At 60.6% G+C, this 810-nt stretch carries 1 protein-coding gene; it reads left to right on the top strand.

Features of this window, described 5'->3' with window-relative positions:
• Positions 1 to 607, top strand: a 607-nt coding sequence (locus A2J01_RS25420; RefSeq protein ID WP_156519404.1) for an MFS transporter, incomplete at its 5' end; no start/stop codon positions are given.
• Positions 608 to 810 lie beyond the last annotated feature (203 nt).

Genomic DNA, 810 nt, shown 5'->3' with positions numbered 1-810 from the left:
CTCGGTGCTGGTGATGGCGTCGAAGACCAAGGTGTTCTGGCTTCTCGCCGGTACCTTCGCGATCTGCGGCGCGAGCACCAACGGCCTGATCGGCACGCACTTCGTCCCGGCGTCGCACGACCACGGAATGCCGATCACGACGGCTGCGTCCCTCTTGGCGTTGATCGGAATCCTCGACATGGTCGGCACCATTGCTTCGGGTTGGTTCACCGACCGGATGGACTCGCGAAAACTTCTCGGCATCTACTACCTGTTCCGCGGAATCTCGCTGCTCTTTCTGCCGTTGTTGCTCGCCAACACTGTGAATCCACCGATGATCGCGTTTGTCATCTTCTACGGGCTCGATTGGGTGGCGACGGTTCCGCCGACCGTCGCGCTGTGCCGTCAACACTTCGGCGCCGACGCTCCCATCGTGTTCGGTTGGGTGCTGGCATCGCACCAGATCGGTGCGGGTCTGGTGGCCTTCTTGGCCGGCCTCGTTCGTGATCAGATCGGCTCGTACGACGCTGCCTTCTTGGTGGCCGGCGCGCTCTGCGCGATCGCTGCAGTCATGTCGTTGTTGATCGCAAAACGTCCGAAAGAGGCAGTATTGGTTGACTCTGTCTGATTCGGCACTGTGATCGGTACCACCGACGGGGTAAGTTGTGTGTAACTCCAAGAACTACTCACCAGTAGGGGTACTGAAATGCCTGCTCCGTCCGCTGCGACCTTCTCGCGGCTCGCCGATCTGATCGCCATCGACAATGTTGCCGATCGCCCGACGAAGTCCATCACCGAGGTGTTCACCGGCAAGGAGCTGGCGACCATCCC

This window comes from Rhodococcus sp. EPR-134, from assembly GCF_001647205.1.
GTDB classification, from domain to species: domain Bacteria; phylum Actinomycetota; class Actinomycetes; order Mycobacteriales; family Mycobacteriaceae; genus Rhodococcus_F; species Rhodococcus_F qingshengii.
This window is presented reverse-complemented; position numbering and strand designations above follow the sequence as displayed.